This is a genomic window from Nonomuraea sp. CX421 (assembly GCF_059358955.1).
Map to the genome: position 1 here is coordinate 141837 of NZ_JCADBK010000002.1, position 22719 is coordinate 164555.

Here is a 22719-nt window from a genome sequence, read left to right on the forward strand (position 1 = left end):
GTCCTTCAGGGCGGGGAGGAAACGCGGAACGGTCGGACACTTCGGGCTCCCGGTTTTGTCGGTGCGGGTCGGTAGGTTGCTCGGCATGTCCCGCTACCGGCTCCAGCCGACACCTGCCCAGGAGGCGGCGCTGGCCGGGCATTACGGGCACGCCCGATACGTGTGGAACCTCGCGGTCGAGCAGCACGCGCACTGGAGGCCGGGCCGCAAGAGCGCGCCCGGATTCGCCGAGCAGTGCAGGCAGCTCACGCAGGCGCGTGCGGCGAATGAGTGGCTGCGCGGCGGGTCGATCGTGGTGCAGCAGCAGGCGCTCAAGGACTTCGCCCAAGACATGGCGAACTTCTTCGGCAAAACCCACCGCCGCCCGACGTGGCGCAAACGCGGCCAGGGTGAAGGGTTCCGCATCGTCGCGGTCAAGGCCGGAGATGTTCGCCGCCTGTCCCGCAAGGTGGGTGAGGTGAAGGTCCCGAAGGTGGGCTGGGTCCGCTTCCGCTGGTCCCGCACCGTCCCGGAAGGTGTGAAGTCGTTCCGGGTGACCCGCGACCGGGCGAACCGGCGCGCCAAGGTCAAGCAGGCGATCGCGAAGCTGAAGGCGCGCGAGGTCGATCGGCGCAAAGACTGGGTCGAAAAGACCTCCACCGATCTGGCCCGCCGTTTCGACATGATCGCGGTCGAGGACCTGAAGATCGGCAACATGACGCGGTCGGCGAAGGGCGCTCTCGAAGCGCCGGGCCGGAGCGTCCGGCAGAAAGCCGGCCTCAACCGGGGCATCCTCGCCGCCGGGTGGGGCCGGCTTGTAGAACGGCTGGAGCGCAAGGCTCCCGGCCGTGTCCAGAAGATCAACCCGCGTTGGACGTCGCAGACCTGCAACGCCTGCGGGCACCGCGCGGCCGAGTCGAGAGAGAGCCAATCTCGATTCCGCTGCGTCGCCTGCGGACACCAGGCGCACGCCGACGTCAACGCGGCCAAGAACATCCGCGATACGGCCGCAGGGCATGCGGTCGCTGCACGGGGAGGCCCGCCGTTGGGTGAGCCGATGAACCGTGAACCTCAACGCGCTCTCCTCCTCGCGGGGTAGGTGCTGTTGGAATCCCCCGCCTTCAGGCGGGTGGAGGATGTCAAACGCTCCCACAGGTAGTCGACCAGGGCGTCGATGCTGGGCACGCCGCCGAAGGAGGACAGCGGCTCGGAGACGCCGAGCCGGTCGAGCACGGCCAGGATGATCTCGACCCGGTCCACGGAGTCCGCGCCCAGGTCCTTCAGGTGCGCCCGGCCGTCGATCTCGACGCCGGGCAGGATCTCGTCGATCGCCTTGTGCACGACGCCTTCGACGTGTTCACGCGTCGCCATCGGTGTCTCCCCTCCTGAGCAGGTGCAGGGTGCTGACCGCGATCGTGCGGCCCCGGTCCTCCATGACGAGGTTGACGATCTCCTCGTTCTCGTTCTCGTTCTCGTTCGTGGCCGCAGGCCAGCACTCCAGGCGGAGGCGCAGCACCGAGTCGGCGTTCGCGTTGCCCAGGTAGCAGAGCCGCTGGTCGAGCACGACGCGGCCGAGGAAGTCCGCGACGCTGAAGCCCCGGTGCCGCCAGAAGCGCAGCAGCGCCCAGTCGATGATCGAGAAGTAGGAGGCGAAGTAGAGCAGGCCCACGCCGTTGAGGTCCCTGGACGGCTCCACCGGGTAGTCGGCGGTGAACGTGACCGGATCGTCCGGCTTGCGGTCCAGGAAGGTTCCGGTGCTCCTCGCGTGGCTGTAGACCCTCCTCGGCGAGTACGCCCCGGGCAGCGCCGGCAGGTGCTCGTGCCTGAAGTCCACCGGAGACGACTTGACCAGGCCCTCGTTGCTGCCCGGGGCGCTCCGCGCGATCCAGCGGTTGAAGGTCTCCACGTAGATGGAGCCGGGGTCGTCGAAGGCGTAGAAGCGGTCCGGGTCCAGCGGCCCGGCCTGGCCGCCGTCGCGGCCGATCCGGTGCAGCGCCAGCACCGACTCGCTGCCGAAGCCGAACAGCCTGGAGGTGACCTCCAGTTCGTCGCCGAACGTCAGCGCGTTGACGTGCAGGTCCCGGCTGCCCCGGACGTGGAAGTAGTAGAACGACAGGTACGTCGGATCGCCGGCCGCGTTCCTCGCGTCGAAGGCGTTCGTGCCGCACAGCGCGCTGACCGTGTCCCAGGTCCAGTCGCCGACCTCGCCCACGAACAGCGAGTTGGGCCCGCACATGCCGGGTTTCACCAGCGCGGTCCTGGTCACGGTGCTTTCGTCAATTCTGTTCATCGAGGAACTCGCAGATGAGCCGGTTGACGTGGCCAGGGCTGGTGAGCTGCGGGAAGTGCCCCGCGTCGGGGATCTCCTCGTAGCGGGCGTCGGGGATCAGACCGTGCAGCAGGTGCGCGGTCTTGGGCGGGATCACGGTGTCATGCCGGCCCTGGATGATCAGGGTGCGCGCCCGGACCTCCTCCAGCCGGTCGCCGAGGTCGGGACGCTCGGCGAACACGTCCAGGTACCGCAGGCCGACCTGCGGGGCCATGCTCTCCGCGCGCAGCAACAGCCGCATCAGCCCGGCCCGCCGCTCGCGCAGCCGCTTCGATCCGCTGCCCTCGATGACCCGGTCGAAGTCCTGGGTGGCCACCACCTCCAGCTTGTCGATGTCGCCCACGCGGTTGCCGATGCGGTAGGAGCTGCCGATCAGGATCAGCGACTCGGTGTCGTCCGGGTAGGCCAGCGCGTACGTCAGGGCGATCAGGCCGCCGAACGACGCCCCGGCCACGTGCGCTGGGCCTCCCGCGACGTCGTGGCAGAGCCGGGCCAGGCCGTCGAGCGACAGGTCGGCGGTGGCCGTGGTGTTGCCGACCCCCGGATGGTGCACGCTCGTCACCCGGTGGCGGTGCGCCAGGCCCTCGAACTGCCGGGCGTAGACGCCGGCGCCGATGTTGAACGGGTGCATGAGCAGGAGCGGCGGTCCCGAACCGGCGCTGAACACCTCGACGTCCCCGTCCGGGGTGTCCACGATCTCGTGGACGACGTCGGGGTTGTGCTCGCGCAGGATCGCCAGGTTGGGGTTGTCCGCGTCCTTGCTCCGTGGTCCGGTGTTCTTTCTGCGTGGTCCCGCGTTCTTGCTCCGCTGTCCGGCGCGCTTCCTGGGAGGGGCGTCGCCGCCGAGGACGGCGCCCAGGCGGGCGGCGGCGTCCTTGGCCTCCTCCACGCTCAGGCCGACCGGCACCGCCAGCCGCACCAGGCCCTCGCGGCCGAAGTGCGGAGCGCCCCGGATGCCCGTCTCCCGGAAGATCCGGACGTGGTCGGCGTCCTTGAGCAGGACGCAGTGGCCGCCGGCCGGGCCGTCCAGCGGCACGCCCGACTCCGACAGGCCCTGCCAGAGCGCCGCCACCGCGTCCATCCGGGCGCGCACCTGCTCGACGACCGTCTCGCGGTCCTCCAGAGCGGCCGCGATGATTCTGCGGTTGGCCAGGCCGACGTCCCTGCCCCATGTCTCCAGCCGCTCGGCGACCTGCCGCCGCAGCGCCTCGTCGCGGGTGGCGAGCAGCCCGCCGAACGGCACCCCGAAGTCCTTGGACAGGCTGATCGTCGCGCTGTCGGCCAGGTCCAGGATCTCGCGGACGACCTCCCACCCGTCCTGGCCGTCCGCGATCGCCACCGCGTTGTCCACGACGCGGGCACCGTCGATCACCAGCGGGACGCCGTGCCCGGCCGCGGCCTCCTTGACCGCGCGCAGGTTCGCCAGGGTGGTCGGCCGGCCGCCGGCCGCGTTGTTGCTCACCTCCACGCAGACGAACGACACCGGCTCGTCCCCGGCCAGCTCCGACCGGAGCGCCTCGACGTCGAGCTCCGCGAGCTCCGCGAGCTCCGCGCCACCGGGGATCTCGACCGGCTTGAACCCGTTGTCGGCCAGGCTCAGGAACCACGTCGGGAACAGGCCGTTGTGCAGCACCCGTCCTCTCCGCCCCGGCCACGACCGGCACAGCAGCGCCTCCGCCGACCGGCCGGATCCCGTCGGAACCACGAACGGGAACGGCAGGCCCTCGATCTCCGGCGCGTCCGGGCGGGCGGCCGACCGGTCCGTCAGCCGCCGCAGCCGCTCGGCGATCCAGGGGGCGTCCAGCTCGGCCCAGGAGTCGGTGATCAGGTCGGTGGTGATGTGGTGGGCGGGGACGCGGGCCGGCTCGTCGCCGTGCGCGGCCAGCAGCTCGCCCCTGGCGGCCCGCTGTTCGTCGGTGCTCCCGGAGCCCTTCCCGCCCGCGGCGGGCTTCCCGTCCACGGCGGGCTTCCCGTCCGCAGCGGGCTTCCCGTCCGCAGCGGGCTTCTCGTCCGCGGCGGATCTGACGTCCGGGTCCGCGATCATGAGGATGATCTCGGACACCGGGGTGCGGTCCGGCCCTTCCGGCTGGCACAGGTAGAGGGGGACGTTGACCGGCCGGAACTTGTTCTTGAACTGGAAGTTTCCCTCACCGAAGACGCCCATCGAGCGCAGCTCGTCCAGCGCCTCCCTGACGTCCGGGGCCGCGTTGGCCGACTCCTCGGTCTCCACGCCGAAGCTCGCGCCGAAGCTGAACATCGTGCGTCCCTCGTCCACGAGCTGCTCGATGACGCGCACGATCGCGAACTCCAGCCCGCCGAGCGGCATGCCCTTCGGGTAGAACTCGACGTCCAGCAGATAGCCGTTCTCCGACGGGATCTCCGTGATGACGACGGCGTTGGCCACCTCGTCGTCCAGATAGGTGACGAAGACGCGGTGCCTGCGGTCCAGGCGCCCCTCCTCGATCTCCCGCCGGACGACCGCCACGTACGGGTTGACCATCTGCTTTCCTTCGGCCCACTCGTCCACCAGCTCGGCCAGCCTGCGGTCCATCGCGGGGTCGTCCCCCGAGCGGTACTCGACCGTCCGGCACTCGCCCGCCTTGCGGAAGCGCCGCACCATGTAGCGCAGGCGCTCCATCCGCCCGCCCTTGAGGGTGAACGAGCCCAGGTCCTCAAGCCGCTGCACGGCCCCGAACGGCGTCGCGCTGTACGGCTGCCCGGCCACCTCGCGCACCGGGACGAGGGACAGGAAGTTGGGCCGCAGGCCGTTCGCCTTCGCGTAACCGGTGTACTCCTCGACCAGCTCGTGGAAGTACTCCTCCGAGCCCGCGTAGCTCCAGGCCAGCAGGTTGCCACCGTTCTCGGAGAAGTGCAGGTATCCCTTCCTGGCCGACCCGATGAAGGCCAGCGGCGCGATGTCGCGGCCGGCCAGGCCGCCCTCCTTGGCGTGACGGCGGTCGATGCCCTCCACCAGCTCGCGCAGCTCCGGATGCCGGGGCAGGTCCCGCTTCAGCAGCACGACCGGATCACCGTCGCGCGCCTCCGCCTGGTGCAGCGCGGGCCCGTCCGGCTCCGGCGGGCTCTGGACGGCGTCGGCGCCGCACTCGTCGCGCAGGTACGCGGCCAGCTCCGCGAGCGTGGGGTGGTCGAACAGGAGGGTCTTGTGCAACGCGCCGACCTGCTTCTCCAGGGCGCTCACCACGCGCAGCATCTCGAAGGAGGTGAGCCCGTTGTCGGCGAAGCCTCGGTCGCGGTCGAGCGGGCGCTCGATGATCGAGCCGATCAGCTCCGCGAGCTGCTCCTCCAGGCCGGTCGACGCCTTCACCCGCACGGACTCCCGCTCCCGCTCCGGCTCCGGCTCCGGCTCCGGCTTCCGGTCCGGCTCCGGCTTCCGGTCCGGCTCCGGCTTCCGGTCCGGCTCCGGCTTCCGGTCCGGCTCCGGCCTGGTCTTCAGCTCCGGCTCCGGGGCGGGCTCGGGACGGGGGGCGTCGGCGATCGCCGCCTCCACGGCACGGGCGAGCCGGTCCACCGTGTCGTACTCGTACAGCTCCGCCGCCTGCAGGTCGAGGGAGAAGGCGGTGTTGATCGCCTTGACCAGCTCCATTCTGAAGATGGAGTCGAGCCCCAGCTCCCCGAAGGGAGTGTCCACGTCCACGCCGGCCGGGTCGGTGTCCAGGATCGCGGAGAGCCGTTCGCGCAGCATCTCCTCCACCCCGGCGGGACCACCGGCGCTCCCGGCGGGCGCGACCGGCGTCTCGTCCAGCCGCACGGCCTCCGCCCGCTCGGCCGGACCGGTTCTGCCCGGCTGAGCGCGACCCGCCCGCCCGGCCGGGCCGGGCGCGCTCGGCGCCTGGCCGCCCTTGGCGGCGCGCAGGCGCACCTTCCCGTCGCTCGTCCGCCGGACGGCCCCGTTGGCCTGCGGGGCGGCGTCAGCCTGTGGGGAGGCGTCGGCCTGCGGGGCGGGCGGCGTCGGCGCGGGAACGGCGAACCAGTGCTCGGTGCGGGCGAAGGGCGGGCCGGGGAGCGAGACCCGCACCGGGGGCGGGTCCTGCCACAGCCGAGGCCAGTCCACCTCGCTGCCGGAGACCCACGCCTGCGCGATGTCCTCCAGCCCGGTCCCCCACGGCGCCGGGGCGTCCTTGCGGGCGGTGCCCCTGTGCACCTCGTCCAGTTCGCCGCTCAGCGCCCGGACCGCCTGCTCGCGATCCCGGACGACCACGGCGAGCCGCTCGGCCAAGGGGCGGCGTCCGATCTGCAGCGTGTAGGCGATGCGGTCGAGGCCGATCTCCGGATGTTCCCGGATGTGGCGGGCGACGTTCGCCGCGTACTCCTCCAGGGCCTCCCGGCCGGCCGCCGACAGGACCAGCAGCCGCGGCTCGCCCGCGGTGTCCGCCGGGATTTCCTGCCGGTACGCCTCCAGCACCACGTGCGCGTTGGTGCCGCCGAAGCCGAACGAGCTGAGCCCGGCCACCCGGTCCGCCGCGTCCCACGGCGTGAGCCGCGTGTTGATGGCGAACGGAGTGCCCTCCAGCCGCACGTACGGGTTGGGGCGCTCGTAGTGGATCGTCGGTGGCAGCGCCCCGTGACGCATGCAGAGCACCACCTTGAGCAGCCCGGCGATGCCGGCCGCCGCCTCCAGGTGCCCGATGTTGGTCTTGACGGAGGCGAGAGCGATGTGCGGGGCGTCCGGCGCGGGCAGCCCCCAATCGGCGTACAGCCGGGCGAACGCCTTCTTCATGCCCTCGATCTCGATCGGGTCGCCGAGTCTGGTGCCGGTGCCGTGCGCCTCGATGTAGCTGACCCGCGTGGGATCGACGTCCGCCTTGCGGTAGGCGTCGAGCAGCACGCGCGCCTGCGCCTCGGGGTTGGGCGCGGTGAGCGAGCTGGCCCGGCCCCCGTGGTTGACCGCGCTGCCCCTGACCACGGCGAGGATCTGGTCGCCGTCCGCCAGCGCCGCCTTCAGCGGCTTGAGCAGCACGGCGCCGCAGCCCTCGCCCCGGCCGTAGCCGTCGGCGCGCTCGTCGAACGTCTTGCAGACGCCGTCGTCGCTGATCATGCCGGACTTGGCGAACGCGATGTAGAGTCCCGGGCTCAGCGTCAGGTTGACGCCCCCGGCGATGGCCGTGTCGCATTCGCCGTCCTCGATAGCGCGCACCGCGTGGTGCAGGGCGACAAGGGAGCTGGAGCAGGCGGTGTCCACCGCCTCGCTCGGGCCGCGCAGGTCGAGCAGGTGCGAGACGCGGTTCGCCAGGATGCAGTCGGCCACGCCGCTGGCGGTGTGCGCCTCGACCGGCACCCCGTGCTCGCGCAGCAGGTCGTCGTAGTCGCACGCGGACACGCCCGCGAACAGGCCCGTCCTGGTCCCCGCCAGGTCGGAGGGCCGGTAGCCCGCGTCCTCGACGGCCCGCCAGACGGTCTGCAGGAACAGCCGCTGCTGCGGGTCCATCATCGCCGCCTCCTTGGGCGAGATGCCGAACAGCGCGGCGTCGAAGGAGCGCACGTCGTCGAGGAACCCGGCGCGGACGTTCGCCGTCTCGGGGTTCTCGCGCAGCTCGCGCCGGTCTTCGGGGACCGAGCGGGTGAGGTCGCGCCCTTCGGCCAGGTGCCGCCAGAAGTCGTCCAGATCGGAGGAGCCGGGCAGGCTGCCCGCCATGCCGACGATCGCGACGCCGCCGAGCACGGCCGGGGAGGTCCCGGCGCCGGGCCGTGGGGGCGAGTTCACGGTCTCCGGCGCCGGGCCTGGCTCGGCGTTCTCCCGCTGCCCGGCGGGCTCTTCGGCGGGCTCGGTGGCGGGCTCGGCGGGCTCGGCGGCGGGCCTTTCGGCAGGTCGGGGAGGCGTGTGGGCGGTGGCCACCTCGGCCGGGTGCTCCGCGAGCAGGTGGTCGCCGAAGGCGGCCAGGTTGGACGCCTCGAAGAGCACGGTCGGCAGCAGATCCAGCTGGTACCGCTCGTTGACCTGGTCCACCAGCTCGGCCAGGGAGATCGAGTCGAATCCCATCTCCATCAACTCGGCGTCGAGGTCCACGTGCTCCTCGCCCACCAGCAGGAACCCGGCCGCCGCCCGGCGCAGCTCCGCCCGGACCGCCTCGGCCAGATCGTTCGGATCGCCGCCGGACCTGGTCGGCTCCGGCGCGGACATGGGCTCGCTCATCTCCATAACCTCGGGTTCGGGGGTCGCGGGCGGCTGGGACTGTTCGGGTACGGGCCTGGAAGGGCCCTCGACCACGGCGAAGCTCGTCTCGGGGCCGGCGAGCCCTCTGGCGAAGGCGGTGAGCCCGGCGGCGGTGCCCATCGGGACGCTGCCCCAGCGGCGTTCGAACAGCCGGCGGGTGGCGTCGTCCACCGTCATGCCGCCCTCCTCCCACAGCGGCCAGCCGACGGCGAGCGTTCTGCCGTGCCCGAGCCGCTCGCGCAGCTCGGCGAAGTGGTTGAGGAAGGCGTTGGCGTAGGCGTAGTCGATCTGCCCGATGTTGCCGGTCTCGGCCGCCACGGACGAGAACAGCGCCAGGAAGTCCAGCGGCTGCCCGCGCAGGGCCTCGTCGAGCAGGGTGGTGCCGAGGATCTTGGGGCTCAGGACGGCCTGGGTGTCCTCGGGACGTTTGCGCACGGCCCGGGCGTCCCGGTGGATTCCGGCGGCGTGGATGACGCCGTGGAAGGGGCCGTGCCGGTCGAGCAGCTCGCGCAGGTCACCGGCCGAGCACACGTCGGCGCGCACGTAGACGGCGGGCAGGTCGGCGATCCGGCGTGCGACGTCGTCACTGGGCTCGGACCGTCCGGTCAGGACCAGCTTCGCCGCTCCCCGCTCGGCGAGGAATCGGGCGAAGGCCAGCCCGATGGCGCCGGCGCCGCCGGTGATCAGGTACGTGCCGTCCCGCCGGACGTCCAGACCCGGCGCGGGCGGCTCGTACGGCTCCATGTTCTTCAGCAGGCGGGTGCCGTCGCGGTAGGCGACCTCGCAGACCCGCCGCTCCGGACCGGTGTCGGCGCCGGGCGCACGCAGCTCGGCCGCGACCTGTGCCGGATCCGCTCCGGTGACGCAGACGCCGCCGAACCTGGTGTGCTCCAGGGCCAGCGTTCTCAGCGCGGCGGCCAGGGCGGTGTGGTGCGGCTCGCCGGTCGAGGCGGACACCACCACCCGCAGCGGGCCCCCTTCGCGCAGCACGGCCGTGGCCGTCCACAGCAGAGCGTGGAAGGCGGCGCTGCCGGGGAACGGGTCCGACGGGGCGATCACGAGCGCGTCCGGCGTCTCGTCCAGGTCGCTGAGGAGCAGGCCGGCGTGCTCAGGTTCGGCCGGGTCGATGGTGTACGCGCCCGCGTCCGAGGAGAACGCGTCTCCGAGCCGGACCCGGACGCCGCCGAGCGCCTCGGCGAGCCGGTCGTCCTCGGTGACCACCAGGAGCGTGCTCGGCTCCCAGGTCTCTTCGGGAAGCGGGGCGGGCGTCCAGACCGGCCGCAGGTAGGTACACCGCACGTCAGCGGCTCCCCCTCCCACCGGCCCGCCCTCGGCCGCCGACCCCACGGCCGACTCGGACACCGACTCCACGGCCGGCTCAGCGGTCGGGTCGGACGGCAGCCAGTAGCGGCGCCGGTCGAAGGGGTAGGGCGGCAGCGTGACACGGCTCGGGTGCGGTGCGGGCCACCTCGCTCCCCAGTCCACGCGGGCGCCCGCGACCCACCTCGCGGCAAGCCGCTCGACGCCGTCCGCCCCGGCCGCCGACGCGATCTCCCCCCGTCCGACCTCCGACGAGACCTTGTCCCGTCCAGCCTCCGACGGAACCGCGTCCGACCCGGTTTCCGCCGTCCCGGTTTCCGCCGTCCCGGCGGTGACTCCCTCGGCCTCCCCGGTGTCCGCGAAGGACCGCAGCCGGTCAGCGAGCTCGTCCAGGCCGGCGGCCCGCACGGCGAGCCGTTCGGACAGCTCCGCCCGGCCGACCTGGGTGGTGTAGGCCAGTTCGGCCAGCCCCGCCGTCCCGCGCGCGGCGAGGTCGGCGACCCCGCCCGCCATGGCGCGAAGCTGGGCGGGGGTGCGCGCCGAGAGCAGCACCACGTGCTCCCCCGCGTCCGCGGGCTCCGGCGGCGTCCCGGTGGAGGGCACGTACTCCTCCAGGACCACGTGCGCGTTGGCCCCGCCGGCCCCGAACGAGCTCACCCCCGCCCGGCGCGGGAACGTCTCGTCGTCCAGCACGAGCCGGCGCCAGTCGGTCAGCCGGTCCGGCGGCCGGAAGGGCGACGCGGCGAAGTCGATCTTCGTGTTGGGGGTCACCAGGTTCGCGCAGGGAGCCACCTGCCCGTGCTGGAACTGCAGCAGCACCTTCGTCAGCCCGGCGATGCCGGCCGCCCCCTCCAAGTGCCCGATGTTGGCCTTGACGGAGCCGACCATGCGGTCCACGCCGTCTCCCTGATCGGAGCCGAACGCCCTGGTCAGGCTGGCGATCTCGATGGGGTCGCCGAGCGCGGTGCCCGTACCGTGCGCCTCGACGTAGGAGACGGTCCGCGGGTCCATCCCGGCGCGCCGCACCGCTTCGGAGACCAGTTCGGCCTGGGCGCCCGGGTTCGGCACGGTGTAGCCGGCGGTCTTCCCACCGGCGTTGGCGAAGGCGCCCTTGATGACACCGTAGATCCGGTCGCCGTCCGCCTCGGCGTCGGCCAGGGGCTTGAGCAGCACCGCGCCGACGCCCTCACCTGGCACGAAGCCGTCCGCCGCCTCATCGAACACCTTGCAGGCGTCGTCGGCGGCGAGCATGTTCAGCGAGCAGAGCGAGACGAAGTGGGCGGGGTGCAGGATGAGGTTCACGCCGCCCGCGATGGCGTGCGCGCACTCGCCGCGCCGCAGGCTCTCGCAGGCGAGCTGGATCGCGGTCAGCGAGGACGAGCAGGCCGAGTCGACGGCGAAGCTCGGCCCGCGCAGGTCGAAGAAGTACGACACCCGGTTGGCGATCGACCAGTACGCCGAGTGCGCCCCGGCGAACCTGCCGCGCGGCCAGCCTTCGGCCGCCGCCATCCGGCCGTAGGAGCCGTACATGGTGCCGACGAACACGCCGGTGCGCGGCTGCCTGGTGTGCTCGCTCAGGTAGCCGGCGTCTTCGAGCAGGGTCCAGGCGGTCTCCAGGAACAGGCGCTCCTGCGGGTCGGTGATCTCGGCGTCTCGCGGGAGGATGCCGAAGAACGGCGCGTCGAACTCCTCCACGCCCTCGATGAAGCCGCCCCACCGGCTGTAGGTGCGCTGCTTGCGGCCTCGTTTGGGGTCGTACAGGGCGTCCAGGTCGAAGCGGTCCGCCTCGGTGACGCAGTTCGCCCCTTCCGCGAGGTTGCGCCAGAAGGCGTCCAGGTCGGGTGAGGCCGGGTAGCGGCCGGTCACCGCGACCACGGCGATGTCGAGGGCCTGCGAAGCGGGCTCCCGCCGCCGCGTGACCCGCGCCGGCTCCTCCCGCGCGGGCCGCTGTCCCAGGGCCGCGCGCAGGCGCTCGCCGTGCTCGGCCTCCAGGTGCGCGGCCAGCTCCTCGATGGTGAGGTTCTCGAACAGGAGGGTGGACGGCAGCGGGCCGAGGTCCTGCTCGAACCGGTGGATGACGTTCTGGCTCACCAGCGAGTCGATGCCGAACGTCTCGAACGTGGCGCGCTCGTCCAGGTCGGTCGTGCCGTACTTGAGCACCTCCGCGAACACCCGCCTGACGTAGTCGCGCGCGCCGCCGCCGGTGCCGGGGGAGGCCGCCTCGCCCACCAGGACGCACTGGTCGAGCTCCTCGACCGGCGTGCCGGGGATGCCCAGGGTGCGGGCAGGGGTGAGGCCGGCGTCCCTGAACGCCCGGTGCCACTGGACCGCACTGAGCAGCGGGCTGTGCGGCAGCCGCAGTTCCTCGTCCGTGAAGCGCCACCACCCCGTCGTCAGCCCGAAGGTGAGGGTCAGGAAATCGGCCGCCCGGGTCACCTCGTTGACCAGCAGCCGCCCGCCGGGGCTCAGCAGCGCCGCCGCGTTGCGCAGCGTCCGGCCGACGTCGGCGGTGGCGTGCAGCACGTTCGTGGCCAGCACGACGTCGTACACCCCGGTCTCGAAGCCCTGCTCGGACGGGTCCCGCTCCACGTCGAAGAGGGCGTAGACGAGGTCCGGTCGCCGCTCGCCGAACTCCCGCTCGCCATGGCGCAGGAACCCGGCCGAGATATCGGTGTAGGTGTATTCGATGTCCCGGCCTTCGAGGGCGTCCAGCACGAAGCCGGTGCTCGCGCCGGTGCCGGCCCCGATCTCCAGGACGCGTCCGGCCCCGCCACGGGCGACCTCCTCGCCGAGCAGCCGGTTGAAGTGGTCAGAGACCGCCTGCCCCTTGTAGACCTCTTCGACCAGGCTCATCGACCCGCCGGGGAACAGCACCTCCATGGGGTCGCGCTCACCCGACAGCACGCCGGGCAGCGCCTCGACGCACGCGGTCAGCAGCTTGACGTGCGGTTCCAGGTCGGGGAAGCGGGCCAGCACCTCTTCCGGCGACGGCTCGCGCGCCGGCCGGTCCAGCAGGTGGAGGACAGCGGCGCGCAGCCGCCCGCGGCCCTCCGGAACCTCCCGAACGGCGCGGATCCGGTCCGCCGAGCGGCGTAGCAGGCCGCGGGCCAGCTCGTCGAGCGCGGCGAACGCCGCCCGGCCCCGCTCCAGCGAGGCCCACTCGCCGGTGCCGGCGGCGCGCACGCCGATGCGGGCCAGCCCTTCCGGCTCCGCCTTGACCACGAGCGCCTGCCGCACACCCGCCTTCAGGAGGGTCGCCAGCGCCGCCATGCCCTCTTCGGGCTCGATCGAGGCGATGCCCAGCTCGGCGAACCTGCCGTCGTAGCCGCCGCCCGAGACCGCGCCGACGCTGCCCCAGTAGCCCCAGTTGATCACGCTTACCGGCCGGTCACGCAGACTCAGCGCGTAGGCGTCCTCGAACGTGCTGGCGGCCGCGTAGTTCGCCTGCCCGCCCACCTCGACGAACGAGGCCGCCGAGGAGAAGTAGGCCAGGAAGTCGAGCGGCTCGTCCGCGAGCGCCTCCGCGAAGACGACCGCTCCGGCCACCTTGGGCGCCAGCACCTCGGAGAAGGCGTCGTCGTCCATGTTGGCGAGCGTCTTGTCGCGCAGCACCAGGGCCGCGTGGAAGGCGCCGTGGATCTCGCCGAACCGCTCCCGCGCCGCCTCGACGGCCCTGCCGAACGCGGTCCGGTCGGCGACGTCGGCCGGCAGGTACACGGCCTGGCCTCCGAGCGCCTCGATCTCGGCGAGCTGCTCGTGGATCTCCGGCGTGGCCTCCCGGCGCCCGACCAGCGCGAGCCGCGCGCCGTGCTTGGCGGCCAGCTCCCTGCTCAGCGTGCGGCCGAGACCACCCGTTCCTCCCACGATCAGGTACGTCCCGCCGTCCCGGTACGGGCTGCCCTGGGCGTCCAGGGTCAGCGGCTCCAGGGTGCGGACGTACCGGCGCCCGCCGCGCAGGGCGACGAGGTCATCGGCGCAGCCCTCGGCGCGCACCAGGCGGGCGAGGTCCGCGGGACGCGGCGGCGTGGCGCCCACGTCGATGGTTGCGACGGTCCAGCGCGGGTGCTCGGCGGCCACCGCTCTGGTCAGGCCGATCACACCCGCCGCGTGCGGGACGGTCTCCTCGTCCCCGACTCGTACGGCTCCCGCGAGAACCACCTTCACCGTGGGCGCCCATCCGCCGCGCGCCCGCTCGGAAAGTCGTTTGACCAGGCGGAACACGTCGCGCGTTGTCGGATCGTCCGCCGGCGTCGAGGTGTTCCGGCCGGTCCCGGCGAGGACGTACACGGTGTCGTACCGCTCCTCCGGGAGGCCGGGGCCGTCCAACGGCGCCAGGCGGCCGCCCTCGTGCGCGGCCAGCAGGGCGCGAGCGAGCGGCTCGCTGGCGGGGGTGTGCAGCACGAGCGCCCGCCCGCCGCCCACGGCCGGTCCGGCGTTCTCCTCCTCGCGCCAGACCGGCGCGAAGATCATGCCTTCGGCTGTGGCGCGGGGCGGCCTGGTCCGCAGGACGACTCCCTGGAACTCGGCCCGGACCTGCCCGTCGGCGTCCGCGAGCCGGACCGTGTACCTGTCCCGGCCCTCCTCGATCACGTGCGCGTAGGCGGGACCGGTGACCGGCCCGTGCAGCTCGGCCACCTCCACGCTGAACGGCATCGCGGGTTCGGCGCCCTCCGGACGCAGCGCCACGATGCTCTGGAGGGCACCGTCCAGGAGCGCCTCCCAGCGCGCGCCGTCCCACAGGACGCCGAGGGCCTCGCCGGTGCCGACGCGGATCTCGCGGAGCACCCGGAACGCGGGCCCGTAGTGCAGCCCGGCGCGGTCGAAGGCGCGGTAGAGGTCCTCGGTGGGGCGGCGCCCCGGGCAGCGGGCCTCGATCTCGGCGACGTCCAGCCGCCGCCGCTCGCCGCTCGCGCGCCGCAGGCTGCCGTGGGCGTGCCCGCCCAGCTCGAATCCGCCGTCGTCGTGTATCACGACGTCCAGGGGACGCGCCTCACGCACCTCGAACGGGCGCAGCCAGCGGACCCGCTCGAACCGCACCGGAGCGGGCAGCCCGCTACGGTCGGCGGCGATCGTCAGGAAGGCCACGCCGGGCAGCACGGGAGTGCCGTCGATCCGATGATCGGCCACCAGGAGGTCATCGGGACGCACCCACGCTTCGCGACCTTGCGCCTCATAGGCGTTGTCTTCACGAGGGTTCGCTTCACGAGCGTTCTGAGCGGGCGCGGGCCGTGCCGGGCGCCCGTTGGAGCCATTGGGGCCGCCCCAGTGGCGCTGGTCGTCCGCGAACGGGTACGTCGGCAGCGGCACCCGCCGCCCGCCCGCGCTCAGGTCGCTCCAGTCCAGATCGTCCCCGGACGCGTACCGCTCGGCGAGGCGTCCCGCCTCGCCCCGCGCCGCGCGGGCGCCGTCGCGCAGTTGCCCGCGCAGATCCGCGAGATCCCTGGCCACGTACGCGCTCCGCGCCCCCGCCAGGTGCCGCCTGCCGACGGCGAGCGTGTGCGCGACGTCGCGCACGTCCAGCTCCGGGTGGTCGTCCAGGTGGGCGGCCAGCTCAGTGCGCAGCCGTGCCAGGGCCTGCTCGTCCGACGCCGACAAGGGCACGACGACGTCCGCGCCGTCGTGCGCGTCGGCGCGGGGTTCGCGGGAGGGCGCCTCGGAGACCACGAGGTGGCAGTTCGTCCCGCTGAAGCCGAAGCTGCTCACGGCCGCCACCCGCTCCCCGGAGCCGTCGGCCGTCCACTCCGACAGCTCGGTGACCACTTCGAGCGCGCCGTCCGCGAAGTCGATTTTCGGGTTGGCACGCACGAACCCCGGCGACGGCGGCAACCGACGGTGCCGCAGCGCCAGCAGCGTCTTCAGCAACCCGCCGATCCCGGCCGCCATCGTGGTGTGGCCCACGTTCGCCTTGAGCGACCCGATGCGGCACGGGCGCTCGCGGGCCTCATCCGTGCCGAACACCTTCGCCAGGGCCTTGACCTCGATCGGGTCGCCCAGCTCCGTCCCGGTGCCGTGCGTCTCGACGTAGTCGATCGCGCCGGGCCTGACGCCGGCCCGGCGGTGCACCTCGGTGAGCAGTTCCGCCTGCGAGGACGCGGAGGGGGCGGTGATGCCGTTCGACGCGCCGTCGCCGTTGACGCCGCCGGCCCGGATCACGCCGTGCACGTGGTCGCCGTCGGCCAGCGCCCGGTCCAGGCGCTTCAGCACGACCACGCCCACGCCCTCGCCCAGCACGATGCCGTCCGCCGACTCGTCGAAGGGCGCGCAGGTCCCAGTCGGCGAGAGCATCCCGGCCTTGCTGCACCAGACGTGCATCTTCGGGGTGTTCATCACGGCCACACCGCCCGCGAGCGCCGCCTCGCACTCCCCGCGCCGGATGCTCTCGCAGGCCAGATGCACGGCCACCAGCGAGGACGAGCACGCGGTGTCCACGGCCATGGTGGGCCCGCCGAAGTCCAGCAGGTACGCGATCCGCGCGGGCAGCACCGACGAGGCGTTGCCGAGGAAGGCGTGCCCGGTGTCGTCACGCCCGGCCTCGGCGAGCAGACTCGCGTAGTCGCCCGCCCCGCAGCCGACGAAGCACCCCCACGGCCTGCGGCCCGACCTGCCCGCGTACCCGGCGTCCTCCAGGGCGTGCCACGCCTCCTGCAGGAACAGCCGCTGCTGCGGGTCCATCGTCTCCGCCTCAAGCGGGGAGACGTTGAAGAAGCCCGCGTCGAAGGCGTCGATGTCGGCGAGCATGGCCGCCCACTTGCTGTACGTCCTGCCCGGCGCCATCCGATCGGCGTCGTACACCTCCGACACGTCGAACCGCTCGGGCGGGACCTCCCGGATGCTGCATCGCCCGGCCGCCAGGTTCTCCCAGAACGCCCGGAGGTCCGGCGCGTCCGGGAAGCGCCCGGCCATCCCGATGACGGCGATGTCCCCGTCACGTCCCGAGACCTCCGAGGTGGTCTCCACCGCCTCCAGCGTGACCTTGCCGGCCCGCGCGAACGTCTCCTCGACCTCGGCTCCCGGCTCGGCGCGGTCACCGTCGAGCGAGGGCAGCCGAACGCGACCTGTCCGCTCAGGCTCGGCGGATTTCACAGCCACGGCCCGCCCGGCCCCCTCGGCCCGCTCGGACTGCCCGACCCGCTCGGTCTGCCCAGACTGCCCGGCCTTCTGCGTCTGCTCGGCCTGTTGGGCGTGTTCGGCCTGCTGGGTCTGCTCGGTCGCGGCAGGTTCCTCCTCCGTGGTCTTTCGCCCGGGAGCGGGCCGTGGCGAAGGGGGATTCAGGCCGTCGGCGGTCGCGGCGTCGCGGACGGCGTCCACCAGCGCGGGGATGGTCGGATGGTCATAGACGGCGACGGAGTCCAGGTCGAGGCCGAAGCCTCGGTTCAGGTCGCGGACGATCTCCACGGCGCCGATCGAGTCCAACCCCATCTCGCTGAAGCTCAGCGAGTCGTCCACCTCGTGGGCCTCCAGGTAGAGGTGGTTCATGAGCGTTGCCTCGACAACGCGCCGCACCTCCGCCGGGTCGGGGCCGGCGTCCGTGGCGACCGGCTCGTCGCGGCGTCCGCTCTGCTCAGGACGTACAGGCTCAGGACGTACAGGCTCGTGACGTGCGGGTGCGGGGCGCTCGGTCCGGGGCTCGCCCTTGAAGGTGTCCACCTTGGCGAAGTACTCGTCGACCCGGGCCAGCGACTCCTCCCCCAGCACGCGCTCGTGCATCCCGGACTCCCCGGCGATCACACCGGACAGCCGGTCGAGTATCCGTCCGGCCAGCTCGGACTTGAGTGCCCGCAGGGCGGGCAGCGGCAGGGCGGCGATCGACCGGGCGTGCCTGAGCGCCGCCTTCAGCACGTCCCGCCGCGGCAACACGGTGACGCCGGCCCCTCGCCGGGCGAGTTCCTCTCCCGTGACGGAACGGCCGGTGTAGAGCATCTCGTGCGCCGGCGAGCGGCCGAGCCGTTCTTCGAGGATGTACGTGGCGCCCATGCCCGGCGTGAAGCCGAACTTCATGAAGTTGGCGCTGTAGACGCCTTCGGCGGCCATGATGACGAGGTCGGCGAACAGCCCGAAGGCCAGCCCGCCGCCCGACGCGTGCCCCTGAACGGCGGCGATGACCGGCCGGTCGCACCGCAGCAGTCCTTCGTACAGGAACGGCACGTCCGTGAAGCGCCCTTCGCCGCCCGCGAGAGTGCGCAGCGCCTCCGGTGTGGCGCCCATGCTGAAGACGTTGCCGCTGCCGGTGAGCACGACCGCCTTGACGTCCTCGCGTCCGGCGATCTCGGCGAACACGGCCCGCAGGTCGTCGATGAGCTCCCGGGTGAACATGGCCCCTTCCGAACCCATGACCACCAGCGCCACGCCTTCGGGCAGCACCTCGAACCGCACCCCTTCCCCGTCCGGCAGGACCTCCTCGGCCTCGCCCGGCTGCTCGACGGGCACGGACGCGACGGAGGGCTGCTCGACGGGCATGGAGGCGGCGGAGGGCGCGGGAGCCTCGTCGGCCGTGGCAGGCGTGCCGCGCTGCCAGCGGCCGACCCAGCAGCTCTCCTCCTGGAACGGGTAGAGCGGCAGCGACAGCAGCCGCCCGCCGTCGTGGCAGTCGCGCCACGGCACCTTGGCCCCCTCCGCCCAGGCCGCCGCCACCTCCTCCAGCCGTCCGGCCCGGAACAACCGCACGCATTCCTCACCTGTCGGCATCCCGTCCCCGCTGCCCGAGCCAGTGAAGGCTCCGGAGCCGAGGCTCTCGCCCCGTACGTACGCCTCCAGCCGGGTCCGCAGCTCGGCCAGGTCGTTCACGACCAGCGCCAGCCGTACCGCCATGCCGGTCCGTCCCACCTGGGAGGTGTAGGCGAGGTCGGCCAGGGCGGGGCCCGGCCCGGCCAGGTCGGCCACGGTGTCGTCGAGTGAGAGCCCGCGCCCCAGCTGGATCAGCGCGGCGGGATCGAGGCCGAGGTCGCCCAGCGAGTCGGCGGGGTCGAGCTGGTCGGCGGGGACGCCGATCAGCGCGGCCACCCGCTCCACGGCCGGGGCGGAGTCGGCCGACGACAGGAACCCGATGTAGGCGCGGGCATAGTCGCGCAGCGCCTCGGGCGTACGGGCGGAGAGCACGAACAGACAGGGCCCGTCCGCGCCGGCCTCGTCCGAGGTCCGCTCGGAAGCGGGTTCCGCGTGCTCCTCGACCAGGACGTGCGCGTTCGTGCCGCCCGCGCCGAACGCGCTGACCCCGGCCCGCCGGGGCGTGCCGTCCGCGCGGGCCCAGGGTTCGAGCGCGCGCTGCACGTGGAAGGGCGTGGCGTCAAAGTCGATCTTGGGGTTCAGTTCCTCCGCGTGCAGGGACGGCACCAGCTGCCCGTGCTGGAGCTGCAACAGCACCTTGGTGAGCCCGGCGATCCCTGCGGCGCCCTCCAGGTGGCCGATATTGGACTTGACCGAGCCGATCGCGCGGTCCGCGCCCTCCGGCAGGGCCTGGCGCATGCCCTCGACCTCGATCGGGTCGCCGAGCGAGGTGCCGGTGCCGTGCGCCTCGATGTAGCCGATGCTCGCCGGGTCCCAGCCGGACCGGCGGATCGCCGCGCCGATGAGCGCGGCCTGGGAGCGCGGGCTCGGGACGGTAGCGCCGCTGGTCTTGCCGGTGTGGTTGACGGCGGTGGCGGCGATCACGCCGTAGATGTGGTCGCCGTCCTCCCTGGCCCGCGACAGCGGCTTGAGCAGCACGGCCCCGACGCCCTCGCCGGGGACGTACCCGGTGCCACCTGCGCCGAAGGCGCGGCATCGGCCGTCCTCCGACAGCCAGTGCCCCTGGGCGAGCTGCAGGTACTTCTGCGGGTGCACGGTCGCGTTCACACCGCCGGCCAGGGCAAGGGTGCATTCACCGCGCCGCAGACTCTCGACGGCCAGGTGTACGGCGGTCAGCGAGGAGGAGCAGGCGGTGTCCAGCGCGAGGCTCGGCCCGTGCAGGTCGAAGGTGTAGGAGACGCGGTTGGCGATGGAGGCGTGCATGGCCGTGGGGGCGACGCCGCCCTCACCGCCCTCGACCAGCTGGTAGTGGTTCCACATGACGCCCGCGAACACGCCGACGCTCTCCTTCGACAGCGCGTCCGGCGGGTAGCCGGCGTCCTCCAGCGTGTGCCAGCAGGTCTGCAGGAACAGCCGCTCCTGTGGGTCCATGCGTTCGGCGTCGCGGCGGGAGATGCCGAAGAAGGCGGGGTCGAAGCGGTCTACGCCGTCGAGGAAACCGCCCCATTTGCCGTACGTCCTGCCCTCGCGGCCCTTCTCGGGGTCGAAGATCTCATGGTGATTCCAGCGGCCGTCCGGGATCTCCTCAATGCAGTCGCGTCCTTCGGCGAGGTTGCGCCAGAAGACCCGGAGGTCGGGCGCCTGGGGGTAGCGGCCCGCCATGCCGACGACGGCCACGGGCTCCTCACCACGTCCCGCCGGTCCCTCGCTGGAAGACCTGGCGACCGGACGCGCGCCCGTTGACGGCAGTGTCGTTGACGGCGGAATGGTCGACAGCGGGCGCGGCAGCAGGGTGGTGAGGCGTTCGGCATCGCCGTGCAGCACCGCCAGGACGTGCTCGGTGCCGCTCAGGGCACGGTCGAGCACCTCCAACGCGGCCTCGCTGGGCAACGGAACCATCCCGGTGGCCGTGCGGGCGCGCTCGATCGTGTCCGGCCCGACCCGCATCCCGCCCTCGGCCCAGTACGGCCACGCCACGGCCAGGGTCCGGCCGGGCCGGTCCGCCCGCTCCGCGCGCCGGCGCGCGAAGTCCTCCAGGTAGGCGTTCGCGAAGGCGTAGTCGGCCTGGCCTGGGTTCGGCAGGGACGCCGAGATGGACGAGAACACCACGAAGCAGTCAAGGTCGTCGTCCTTGGTCGCGGCGTCGAGGTTGCGCACGCTCAGCGCCTTGGCCGCCACCACGGCCTCGATGTCGGCGGCCCGCTTGCCGGGGTAGAGCCCGTCGCGGTTGACACCCGCGCAGTGGATGACGCCGTCGACGCGGCCGTGGCGCTCGCGCACCGTGGCGAGAGCGCGCTCGACCTCGTCCGGGCTGGTCAGGTCGGCCGCGACCGCCGCGCTCCTGCTGATCGGCACGGCGATGGCCTGGTGGTGGCATTCCAGGTGGTCGGCGAGGATCCGGCCGATCCCGCCCGTCCCGCCGGCGATCACGTACACGCCGCCCTTCCTGAACGGTACGGCGCCGCCCTCGTCACGCGGCTCGGCCGCAGTCCGGCCAGTGTCGCGTGGCTCGGCCGCAGTCCAGCCCGCCTCGCGTGGGTCGGCCGGAAGCCAGCGGCGCACCAGGCGCTCACCCCGCACATAGCGGATCTCGGACTCGCTGGAGGCGTCCCTGAGCGCGTCGGCCGGGGCCGCGCCGTCCAGGCGGATGCTCCGGCAGCGGATCAGCGGAGTCTCCGCCGTGATCGTCCTGGCCAGCGCGCCGACGGCCTCGTGGGAGGGGTCGTCGCCGGTGTGCGCCCACGTGATGGTGACCGGCCGCTCCGGCTTCGTGGCGAGGACGGCCCGAGCCAGCTCCCAGACGGCCAGGCAGGGGTCGGCGGGCTCCCCGGCCTTGGCGCGGAGCAGGAAATGCCGGGAATCGTCGGGCTGGGTGCCGGGGGTGATCTCGCGGTACTCGCCGGGATCGTCGCCGTCCGGCGGCATCGGCACCCACACGTCACGGAAGCACCGTGTCTCGCCCCCGCCCGGCACCGGCTCCTGCACCGGCCCTGGCAGCGGCTTTGGCTCCAGCCCCAGCTCCTGCCCCGCCCCCGACTCCGACCCTGACCCCGGCTCCGGCTCCGGCTCCGGCTCCGGCTCCGGCAGCGAGATGTCGTAGGCCGAGGACAGGTGGGCGGCGAGCGTGTCGATGTCGCCGTACTCGAAGAGCAGCGTCGGATAGAGCCGCCGCCCGACGATCTGCTCCAGTTGCTCGCCGATGTCCACGAGCGTGACCGAGTCCAGGCCGAGGTCGTAGAAGCCGATGTCGGTGGGCACCTCGCCGGGAGAGCGGCCGAGCGGCCCCGCGACGAGGGCGCGCAGGTGGCCGACCAGGTCACCTGCACCGTTGTGGCCCACGGCGGGCCGCTCCGGCGGCCCGGAGTCGTCCAGCAGCCGCTCGATCAGCCGCGGCGACCTGATGCGCTTGCACGACAGCCCGCCGAACCTCGCGACGAAGCGTCCCCGCTCGTCGTAGAGCCCGAAGTCGTTGGTGATCACGTCCCCGGACGGCGCGATGGTCTCCGGCCGCGGCGCGTACACGTAGAAGGCGGCCCCCAGCCTCTCGGGCGCGCGGAACTCGGCGATGTACACCGGGATGAACGGCTCCTCCCCCGACGCCTGCGTCTGCCCGAGCCCGGCCAGCGTGGCCGCGTCCAGCCGGGCGGGGTGCAGGTGGAAGCCCTCGTGGCCCGGAGCCGGCGACTCCTGCCGCAGCTCGGCGAGCAGGTAGCCGTCGCCGCGGTGCAGCCGCCCGGCGCACTTCATCGGCTCGCCGTGGCTGATGTCCTCGGCTCTGGCGCGGGCGTACAGCTCCTCCATGTCGCCCTGCCGTCGCGCGCCCCTCCTGAGCGCGTCCACGTCGATCGGGCCGGGCACGGGGCCTTCGGGCGTGCCCACCTTGCCGGTGAAGTTCCGCCGCCAGCCGGACAGCGGCGTCCCGTCCCTGCTCCAGCGGCTCTCCGCCTGAACGTCCTCACCGTCCACGGTGACGCGGATCTCGCGGTCGGCCTCCGGCTTGGTGACGATCGCCTCGGTGAACAGCACCTCGCGCAGGACGATCTCTCCCGGGTCGCGCCCGGTCGCGATCAGCGTCCGGAACACGAGATCGAGGAACGTCACCCCGGGCATGACGGAAACGTCGTGCACCCGGTGGTTCCGCATGATGAAGTCCGTGTGCTTCAGCGTGGTGTGGCACTCGATGGCGGGCATGGAG

The 22719-nt window shown here is 73.0% G+C and carries 4 protein-coding genes; 1 reads left to right on the forward strand and 3 read right to left on the reverse strand.

What is annotated here, in order from left to right; translation table 11 throughout:
* Positions 1-85: 85 nt before the first annotated feature.
* Positions 86-1078: an RNA-guided endonuclease InsQ/TnpB family protein gene (locus AC5L3X_RS03850; RefSeq protein WP_494855132.1), complete on the forward strand. Its 993-nt coding sequence runs from the start codon at positions 86-88 to the stop codon at positions 1076-1078.
* On the opposite strand, the gene AC5L3X_RS03855 is transcribed toward AC5L3X_RS03850, so the two are convergent.
* Genes AC5L3X_RS03855 through AC5L3X_RS03865 form a run of 3 tightly spaced genes read right to left on the reverse strand, consistent with a single transcriptional unit; the run spans position 1051 to position 22715 of the window.
* Positions 1051-1350, reverse strand: a complete 300-nt coding sequence (locus AC5L3X_RS03855; RefSeq protein ID WP_358470264.1) for a phosphopantetheine-binding protein — start codon at positions 1348-1350, stop codon at positions 1051-1053. The genes AC5L3X_RS03850 and AC5L3X_RS03855 overlap by 28 nt on opposite strands.
* Positions 1337-2269 carry an LnmK family bifunctional acyltransferase/decarboxylase gene (locus AC5L3X_RS03860; RefSeq protein WP_494855134.1) on the reverse strand — a complete coding sequence of 311 codons (933 nt, stop codon included), beginning with the start codon at positions 2267-2269 and terminating at the stop codon, positions 1337-1339. The genes AC5L3X_RS03855 and AC5L3X_RS03860 overlap by 14 nt, the downstream gene beginning before the upstream one ends.
* Positions 2256-22715, reverse strand: a complete 20460-nt coding sequence (locus AC5L3X_RS03865; RefSeq protein ID WP_494855136.1) for an SDR family NAD(P)-dependent oxidoreductase — start codon at positions 22713-22715, stop codon at positions 2256-2258. The genes AC5L3X_RS03860 and AC5L3X_RS03865 overlap by 14 nt, the downstream gene beginning before the upstream one ends.
* Between the last annotated feature and the right edge of the window lie 4 nt (positions 22716-22719).

What these genes read in the sequence shown, in the direction of transcription:
- AC5L3X_RS03855 (WP_358470264.1), bottom strand. Translation starts at nt 1,350, where the DNA reads ATGGCGACGCGTGAACACGTCGAAGGCGTCGTGCACAAGGCGATCGAC.
- AC5L3X_RS03865 (WP_494855136.1), bottom strand. Translation starts at nt 22,715, where the DNA reads ATGCCCGCCATCGAGTGCCACACCACGCTGAAGCACACGGACTTCATC.
- AC5L3X_RS03850 (WP_494855132.1), top strand. Translation starts at nt 86, where the DNA reads ATGTCCCGCTACCGGCTCCAGCCGACACCTGCCCAGGAGGCGGCGCTG.
- AC5L3X_RS03860 (WP_494855134.1), bottom strand. Translation starts at nt 2,269, where the DNA reads ATGAACAGAATTGACGAAAGCACCGTGACCAGGACCGCGCTGGTGAAA.